The sequence below is a fragment of the Cryobacterium sp. TMT1-2-1 genome (assembly GCF_004403955.1).
In the GTDB taxonomy this organism is placed as follows: Bacteria; Actinomycetota; Actinomycetes; order Actinomycetales; family Microbacteriaceae; genus Cryobacterium; species Cryobacterium psychrotolerans.
The window spans coordinates 1-7,928 of record NZ_SOHC01000074.1; the positions used below are offsets into that span (position 1 = coordinate 1).

Consider the following 7,928-nt stretch of genomic DNA (forward strand, 5'->3'; position numbering starts at 1 on the left):
CTCCCTCACATATGTGGCACTACGAGCCAGACACACCCGGCCCGCAACCCACGGTCTATGCGATCGGGAGGCCCCAGCTCAATACCCCATAGCGTCTAGCCCTGGCCCCCTGGCCCCTGGCCTCTGGCCCCTGGCCTCTGGTCCCCTCCGCCGAACTGTGAGTTTGGCACCTTCCCGAGCCCAACGAAGGTGCCAAACTCACAGTTCGGCGGGTGTTGTGGGCGTGGTGAGCGGGGCATGGTGGATGGGGCGCGGGGCGGGTATCTTTCGGAGGAGATGACATGCGCCGTGTCGGTTGCAGGAGGTGGCTCCATGTCGATGAATGCCGAACCGGGACGGCCCCTTCCGCCCGACGACTTCGGTGCCCCGCCGCCCGAACGCGCGGATGCCCGGCGGCGGCTGGAGAGAAAACGCAAGCTCGTCGGCGACATCGTCCTTACGTGGTGGTCAACGCGTTCCTGGTCGGGGTCTGGGCGGTCACCGGGAGGGGCTACTTCTGGCCCGGCTGGGTGCTCGCCGGCTGGGGCCTGGCGCTGCGGCTCGACGCCTGGAACACCCTCTACCGTCGGCCGATCACCGAATCCGACATCGATCGAGAACTGCGCGGCGGGCGCTGAGCGCCGCGGCGATCCCCTGCCTTACGCGGCTGCACCTCGCGCCCCGCGCCTACACGCCCTGCGTCCCGCATGCATTCGCCCTGAAAGGAGGCTGACATGAACAGCAACGGCCTTCCCCCGATCGAGCGGTGGTGGCCTCCGCTGGACGTCACCTTCAAGCACGAGATCCTCGCCGACCTGGCTGCGCAGCTCAGCCCGGCCGCGCTGGCGGCCGTGTACGCCCTCGCCGGCACGGCTCCTCCGGCCGATTCGGGTGTCGTGCGGCTGTCCTCCGGGGAGCAGAGCTACATCCGCACCCAGGTCGAAGCCGTCGACTGAGCCTCTCCGCCTCTCCACCTCTCCGCCGTGCCGCCGCGGTGCCGAGCTTGCCGGGCGGGGAAGCAGCGGGACGGGAAGTAGCACGGGCCGCCCCGAGGGGCGGCCCGTGCTGCCGTGTCTGTCCTGCGGGGGTGCTAGTCGCGGGCGATCGCGAAGATGCGCAGCAGCTCCACGTACAGCCAGACGACGGTGACCATGATGCCGAAGGCGCCGGACCAGCCGAACTTGCGGGGGGCGCGGTTGTTCACGCCCCGCTGGATGAAGTCGAAGTCGAGCACCAGGGAGTACGCGGCCATGATCACGGCGAGGACGCCGATGATCAGGCCGAGCGGGATGCCCATGAACTCGGCGCTGCGCAGGCCGAACGGGCTGTCGAGGGCGCCGAAGGCGACCAGGCCGAAGTTGACCAGCGAGAACACCAGGTAGCCGACCATCGCGATCATGAAGACCTTGGTGGCCTTCTTCGAGGCGCGGATCTTGCCGTTCGCGAACAGGGCGAGCGTCACGCCGACGACGACGAGGGTGGCCAGCACGGCCTGCACGACGACGCCCGGGTAGAGCTGCTCGAAGATCACCGAGATGCCGCCGACGAAGAGGCCCTCGGCGACCGCGTAGGCGAGGATGAGTCCCGGGGACGGCTCCTTCTTGAACGTGTTGACCAGGCCGAGCACGAGGCCGACGATCGCACCGAGGATGGGCAGGAACATCATGCTCGGCGTGAGGAACCACGACGCGGCGGCGGCCACGAGCAGCAGCGCGAAGCTCAGCGTCGTCTTCGCGATGGTGTCTTCGTAGCTCATCCGGTCGGTGTCCTGGGCGCCCGCGGCGGGGGCGTTGTACAGGTCCTGCAGTTCGGTGGGCGAGAGTACCTTGGTCGAGGCCAGCGCACCGGGCGCGCCGAAGGCGGCGTTGCGCGAGAAGGCGGGGTTGGAGGTTGCCATGGTTTCCTGGCTCACATTCGGTCGGGTGTCGGCCGTCGCCACGTCGGCGCCGGGGGATGTTCCACGTTGATTCTATTCAGACACGCTGGGCATCCGCTCGGAAATGCCCGGTACGGGCCTAATTGACGCCAGCCAGGCGGCCGCCCAGGCGCAGCCGACGGTCACGATCGCGCCGATCAGCAGGCCCAGCCAGTTTTGGCTGTACTCGCTCAGCGTGAACTTGAGCAGGAAGACCGTGACGACGAGGGGCAGCACGGCGAGGTAGCTCAGCGCCGGGCGGTGTCGCACGAGGAGCCAGCCGGCCAGCAGCACGACCCACGCCCCGGCGAAGTCGGCCCCGCCGATGAGCACCAGGCCGGCCACCAGGCCGGGCACGATCACAACGAGGCGCCGCCAGAGCGCGCCGGGGAGCACCAGCCAGCCGGTCAGCTGCACCGCCGGTCCGAGGAGAAGGAAAAACAGGCTGTACGTGCTCGTCAGGTTGGTGGCGGCGACGCCCAGCACCACCGCGGCCAGGCCGGCCAGGTAGCGCGCGCGATAGCCGCCCCGGCGGTGCACGCGCGTGGCGGGTTCGATCACGATGGTCACGCGTCGATTCTGGCAGTCGCGCGGCTAATCTTGGGGAATGAAACCGATCGTCATTGGCCACCGAGGCGCGAGCGGTTACCGGCCGGAGCACACCCGTTCCGCCTACGAACTGGCCTTCGCGCTCGGCGCGGACGCGGTCGAACCGGACATCGTGGCCACCCGCGACGGCGTGCTCGTCGTGCGGCACGAAAACGAGATCTCCGGCACGACGGATGTCGCCTCCCGCGCCGAGTTCGCGGACCGGCGCGCGACGAAGCTACTCGACGGTAAGGAACTCACCGGCTGGTTCACCGAGGACTTCACCTGGCCGGAACTCAGCACCCTCCGCGCCCGGGAGCGGATCCCCGAGATCCGCCGGAGCAGCGCCACCTTCGACGGCCGGTTCCCGATCCTGCGCCTGCGAGACGTTTTCGAGATCATCGACCGGGCGGCCGAGCATGAGAAGCGGGCCTTCGGGATGGTCGCCGAGATCAAGCACGCTACCTACTTCGACTCGATCGGCCTGCCCCTGGACGAGTTGTTCGCCGAGGAGGTGAACGCGGCCGGCTGGAACGGGGCCGACGGGCGCCTCACGATCGAGAGCTTCGAGCAGGGCGTGCTCGACGGGATCTACGCCCGCGGCATCTACGGCAAACGGGTGTACCTCATCGAAGCGCGCGGCAAACCGTTCGACCAGGTGGCGCGGCTCGGGGCGAAGGCCCCGCATTACGCCGACTACCTCACCGGGGCGGGCCTCTACGGGCTCAGCGGCCGGGTCGACGGCATCAGCGTCGACAAGTCGCTCATCCTCGAGACGGATGAGGCCGGGAGGGTCCTCGGCGCCTCCGATCTCGTCGACCAGGCCCACGCCGCCGGGCTGGAGATCTACTGCTGGACCCTGCGGCCCGAGAACCGGTTCCTGGCGAAGTCGTTCCGGCGGGGCAGGCTGAAGGCCGACTACGGCGACTGGCTGACGGAATTTCGGACCATCATGCGCACGGGGATCGACGGGGTCTTCGTGGACCACCCCGACCTCGCCGTGATGGTCAGGGACGAGCTCTGACGCGGCCGCGTGTCGGAGGCAACACCTAGAATTGACAGTGATATGACGACCCCCATAGCCCCGGACAGCGCCCCCGCGACCACGGCCCCCACTGCCACGCCCGTGATCATGGACGGGCCCGGCTTCGGCCCGGGTGCCGCCGGCGGAGAGAGATACCGGAGCCCGTTGCTCGACGGGCTCAACCCCCAGCAGCGCGAGGCCGTCGAGTACCGCGGCCCCGCACTGCTCATCATCGCCGGCGCCGGCTCGGGCAAGACCAGCGTGCTCACCCGCCGCATCGCCAGCCTGCTCGAGACCCGGGAGGCCTGGCCCAGCCAGATCCTGGCCATCACCTTCACCAACAAGGCCGCCGCCGAGATGCGGGACCGGGTCAGGGCGATCCTCGGCCAGGGCGCCGACGGAATGTGGATCTCCACCTTCCACTCCTCCTGCGTGCGCATCCTGCGCCGGGAGGCCGAGAAGGCGGGCCTGACGAGCACGTTCAGCATCTACGACTCCGCCGACACCAAGGTCACCCTCAAACGCATCATCAAGTCCCTCGACGCCGACACCCTCGGCTTCACCCCCGGCAACGTGTCCGCGAGAATCTCCAAGCTCAAGAACGAGCTGGCGGATGTCGACTCCTACGCCCGCAACGCGAACATGAGCGACCCGCAGGAGGTCATGTTCGTCGAGATCTTCCGGCAGTACACGAGCCGGCTGCGCGCGGCCAGCGCCCTCGACTTCGACGACCTGATCGGCGAGACGGTCTACCTGTTCCGCGCCTTCCCCGCCGTGGCGGCGCTGTACCGGCGACGGTTCCGGCACCTCCTGGTCGACGAATACCAGGACACCAACCATGCCCAGTACGCGCTCGTCCGCGAGCTCACCCGGCCGGTCTCGCGGGAGCTGGCCGAGGAGATGGAAGCGGACGGCGTGCACGTGCGCAACCTGCGCGACGCAACGGGCGCGATCCCCGGTGCCTCGCTCACCGTCGTGGGCGACTCCGACCAGTCGATCTACGCCTTCCGCGGCGCGGACACCCGCAACATCAGCGAGTTCGAACGCGACTTCCCCGGCACGAAGGTAATCCTGCTCGAGCAGAACTACCGCTCGACCCAGAACATCCTCTCGGCAGCCAACGCCGTGATCGGCCACAACTTCGACCGGAAAGAGAAGAAGCTGTGGAGCGCGGGCGGCGACGGCGAGAAGATCGTCGGCTACACCGCGTACTCCGGCCACGACGAGGCCCAGTTCGTCGCCGACGAGATCGAGGTGCTCCACCAGGCCGGGATGGCCTACCGCGACATGGCCGTGTTCTACCGCACCAACGCCCAGACCCGGGCGCTGGAAGAGATCCTCGTGCGCGCCGCCGTGCCGTACCGGGTCGTCGGCGGAACCAAGTTCTACGAACGCGCCGAGATCAAGGATGCGCTCGCCTACCTGATCTCGGTCGCCAACCCCGTCGACGAACTGGCCCTGCGGCGCATCCTGAACACCCCCAAGCGCGGCATCGGCCCGGCCACGGAAACGCAGCTGGCCAGCTTCGCGGAGGCGAACCAGATCACCTTCCGGCAGGCCATGCGGAACGCCGGCGCGCTGGGGCTCGGCCCGAAGGTCACCGGGGCCATCCTGGCGTTGTCCACCCTGCTCGACGAGGCCGCGCTCAAGCTCGACCCGGCCAGCCCGGCCAGCCCGGCCAGCCCGGCCAGCCCGGCCGGCCCGGCGAACGTCTCGGAGCTGCTCACCTTCCTGCTCGACGGGAGCACCCTGCTCGCCGGCCTCCGCAACAGCCGCGACCCGCAAGACGAAGCCCGGGCGGAGAACATCGAGGAACTCGTCGCCCAGACGAAGGACTTCAACCGGGAGAACCCCGACAGCGGCCTGGTCGACTTCCTCACCCAGGTGTCGCTCGTGGCCGCCGCGGACGACCTCGACGACGCATCCGGGACCGTGTCGCTGATGACGCTGCACACCGCGAAGGGCCTCGAATACGAGGCCGTGTTCCTCACCGGGGTCGAGGAGGGGCTGCTGCCGCACCAGATGTCCGCCGGCGAACCGGGCGGACCGGCCGAGGAACGCCGGCTGTTCTACGTGGGCATCACCCGCGCCCGCCAGCGGCTCTACCTGTCTTTGGCGATGACCAGGGCCCAGTTCGGCGACATCAACGTGGCGATGCCGAGCCGCTACCTGCAGGAGATCCCGGTCGACCTGATCGACTGGAAGCAGTCGCCGGGCATGGCGAACTCGCGCGGCGGAACCCAGCCGCGCGCGCTGAACGCCCGCCGGGACGGTTTCGGGGGCGGATTCGGCAAGCGGGACGGCACGCCGCCGGGCCTGCCGCCCGCGCCGAAGCCGAAGACCGAGTGGGCCAACCGGGTCACCGGGACAGTGCGCGACAACGGCGACCTCACCCTGGCGGCCGGCGACCGCATCCGTCACGTCGACTTCGGCGACGGGCGCGTCAACCAGGTCACCGGTGACGGCGCCAAACGGATCGCGCATGTGCAATTCGACACGGCGGGCGCGAAAAAGCTGCTGATCAAGATCGCCCCGATCGAGAAGCTGTAATCGCCCGGGGCGGCGAGGGCGAGGCGCGAGAGGCCGGAAACCCTGCTCGAACGGACCACGTCGCTGCGGGCCCTCGATGTCGAGGTCGCCTTCCGCGCGACCGTGGCGGTCCTGGTGCCGCTGATCGTGCTCGTGGCATTGGGGCGCGTCGATCTGGCGCCCTATGCGGCCTTCGGGGCGATGACCTCGCTCTGCGGCCGGCAGCAGCCTGACCGGCAGGGCGGGCGCATCGGAAGCCCACAGCCGGTTCTCAGCTTCCCGATAGCCGTTCGATTGCCTCGGGGATGATGCTGGCTCTCATGAGCATCGACACGACCAGGAGACGCCCCGCCCGCGCACCGTCCGCGCCGCCAGTGCACCCGGCGTACCAGCGGCGGATGCGCCTGGCCGACACGCTGCAGGTGCTCAGCGTCGTCTCGGTCGCCCTCGTCATCGCGATCTTCCTCGCCGACGGCGGCGCCGTACGGTTCACGACGCCGGCCGACGCGCTCACGTCGCTCGGCATCCTGAGCGGGCTGGTCGGCAGCGACCTTCTGCTGGTCATGCTGCTGCTGGCCGCGCGCCTGCCCCTGATCGACCGTGCCTTCGGCCACGACCGGGCCATGGCCGTGCACCAGTCCCTCGGAAAGCCCGCGCTCTACCTGCTCCTCGGCCACGGCGCCCTGCTGATCGGCGGCTACGCGCTCGCCGACAACTCCACCCTCCCGGCGGAGGTGTGGACCATGCTCACCCAGCTTCCCGACATGCCGCTCGCCTTCGTCGGGTTGGCGCTGTTGGTCACCGTCGTGGTCAGCTCCATCGTCGTGGTGCGCCGCCGTTTCCGCTACGAGGCCTGGCACGCCGTGCACCTGCTCGCCTACGCAGCGGTGCTCGTGTCGATCCCCCACCAGCTGAACGTCGGCGGGCTGCTCCGCGACGGATCGATCCAGCGCTACTACTGGCTGGCCCTCTACGCCGCTGTCGCCGGCTCGATCCTGCTCTTCCGCTTCATCATCCCGATGGTGCGCTCCATCCGGCACCGCCTCGTTGTTGCCGGCGTCGATCGGGTCGCCCCCGGCGTCGTCTCCATTCGCCTCACCGGGCGCGGACTCCGCAAGCTGAACGCGAGGGCGGGCCAGTTCTTCATCTGGAGGTTCTGGACGCCCGGCCTCTGGTGGCAGGCGCACCCCTTCTCGCTGTCGGCCGCGCCGGGCGGAGACTCGCTGCGGATCACCGTTCGCGGCCTCGGCGACGCCTCGGCCGCGCTCCCCACCCTGCCCACGGGCACCCGGGTGAGCTTTGAGGGCCCCTACGGACTGTTCACGGAACGGGCCAGGACCTCGCCCCGGATCGTGCTCGTGGCCGCGGGCATCGGCGTCGCGCCGATCCGCTCGCTGCTGGAGAGCGCGTCGTTCGAGCCGGGCGGCGCGACGGTCATCCTGCGGGCGCCGTCGCCGGGAGAGCTCTACCTTGCCGACGAAATGGCCGCGCTGTGCGCTCGCCGCGGGGCCACCCTGCGGGTCATCGCCGGGCACCGGCCGGCCGGCGTCGACAGCTGGCTGCCGGTGGATGCCGCGGCCGCCGGCATCACGTTGGCATCCCTCGTGCCGGACGTGGGCGAGGCGGACGTGTACGTCTGCGGGCCCAGGCGCTGGACCGACGCGGTCGTGGCCGACGCCCGGGCGGCTCACGTGCCGACCCGGCAAATCCACTACGAAAGGTTCGACTGGTGAGAAAGCGAGCATCGGCCTTCGCCGCTCTGGCCTCCGTGGCGGTCCTGGCCGCAGGCTGGGAGCTGGGCGTCCAGGCCGGCGTCCTGTCGCCGGCGGGCACGGCGGCGGGCACGGCGGCGGGCACGGCGGCGGGCACGTCCGACTCCTCGGGTGCCGCCTC

General features: G+C 69.8%; 7 protein-coding genes. 5 read left to right on the forward strand and 2 right to left on the reverse strand.

Going from position 1 to position 7,928, the window contains the following annotated elements; translation table 11 throughout:
• The first annotated feature begins 440 nt into the window (after positions 1-440).
• Both E3T33_RS15335 and E3T33_RS13580 read left to right on the forward strand, forming a co-directional pair.
• Positions 441-617, forward strand: a complete 177-nt coding sequence (locus E3T33_RS15335) for a 2TM domain-containing protein (protein ID WP_166784498.1) — start codon at positions 441-443, stop codon at positions 615-617.
• A 96-nt stretch (positions 618-713) separates the two neighbouring features.
• Positions 714-935 carry a hypothetical protein gene (locus tag E3T33_RS13580; protein WP_092322290.1) on the forward strand — a complete coding sequence of 74 codons (222 nt, stop codon included), beginning with the start codon at positions 714-716 and terminating at the stop codon, positions 933-935.
• A gap of 134 nt (positions 936-1,069) precedes the next feature.
• Here the strand turns inward: E3T33_RS13580 and E3T33_RS13585 are convergent, their stop codons facing one another.
• Both E3T33_RS13585 and E3T33_RS13590 read right to left on the reverse strand, forming a co-directional pair.
• Positions 1,070-1,876 (reverse strand): Bax inhibitor-1/YccA family protein, encoded by an 807-nt coding sequence (locus E3T33_RS13585; protein WP_092322463.1) that lies wholly within the window; start codon positions 1,874-1,876, stop codon positions 1,070-1,072.
• A 72-nt stretch (positions 1,877-1,948) separates the two neighbouring features.
• Entirely contained in the window at positions 1,949-2,464 is a 516-nt protein-coding gene (locus E3T33_RS13590) for a hypothetical protein (RefSeq protein ID WP_092322289.1), read from the reverse strand.
• Between the two features lie 37 nt (positions 2,465-2,501).
• On the opposite strand from E3T33_RS13590, the gene E3T33_RS13595 reads away from it, so the two are divergent.
• The 3 genes from E3T33_RS13595 to E3T33_RS13605 all read left to right on the forward strand — a co-directional run bounded on the left by E3T33_RS13595 (position 2,502) and on the right by E3T33_RS13605 (position 7,768).
• Positions 2,502-3,506, forward strand: a complete 1,005-nt coding sequence (locus tag E3T33_RS13595; protein WP_092322288.1) for a glycerophosphodiester phosphodiesterase family protein — start codon at positions 2,502-2,504, stop codon at positions 3,504-3,506.
• 42 nt (positions 3,507-3,548) lie between these two features.
• Positions 3,549-6,056 carry a UvrD-helicase domain-containing protein gene (locus E3T33_RS13600; RefSeq protein WP_134575526.1) on the forward strand — a complete coding sequence of 836 codons (2,508 nt, stop codon included), beginning with the start codon at positions 3,549-3,551 and terminating at the stop codon, positions 6,054-6,056.
• 299 nt (positions 6,057-6,355) lie between these two features.
• Positions 6,356-7,768: a ferric reductase-like transmembrane domain-containing protein gene (locus E3T33_RS13605; protein WP_241982953.1), complete on the forward strand. Its 1,413-nt coding sequence runs from the start codon at positions 6,356-6,358 to the stop codon at positions 7,766-7,768.
• Positions 7,769-7,928: the final 160 nt, after the last annotated feature.

What these genes read in the sequence shown, in the direction of transcription:
- E3T33_RS13580 (WP_092322290.1), top strand. Translation starts at nt 714, where the DNA reads ATGAACAGCAACGGCCTTCCCCCGATCGAGCGGTGGTGGCCTCCGCTG.
- E3T33_RS13585 (WP_092322463.1), bottom strand. Translation starts at nt 1,876, where the DNA reads ATGGCAACCTCCAACCCCGCCTTCTCGCGCAACGCCGCCTTCGGCGCG.
- E3T33_RS13595 (WP_092322288.1), top strand. Translation starts at nt 2,502, where the DNA reads ATGAAACCGATCGTCATTGGCCACCGAGGCGCGAGCGGTTACCGGCCG.
- E3T33_RS13600 (WP_134575526.1), top strand. Translation starts at nt 3,549, where the DNA reads ATGACGACCCCCATAGCCCCGGACAGCGCCCCCGCGACCACGGCCCCC.
- E3T33_RS13605 (WP_241982953.1), top strand. Translation starts at nt 6,356, where the DNA reads ATGAGCATCGACACGACCAGGAGACGCCCCGCCCGCGCACCGTCCGCG.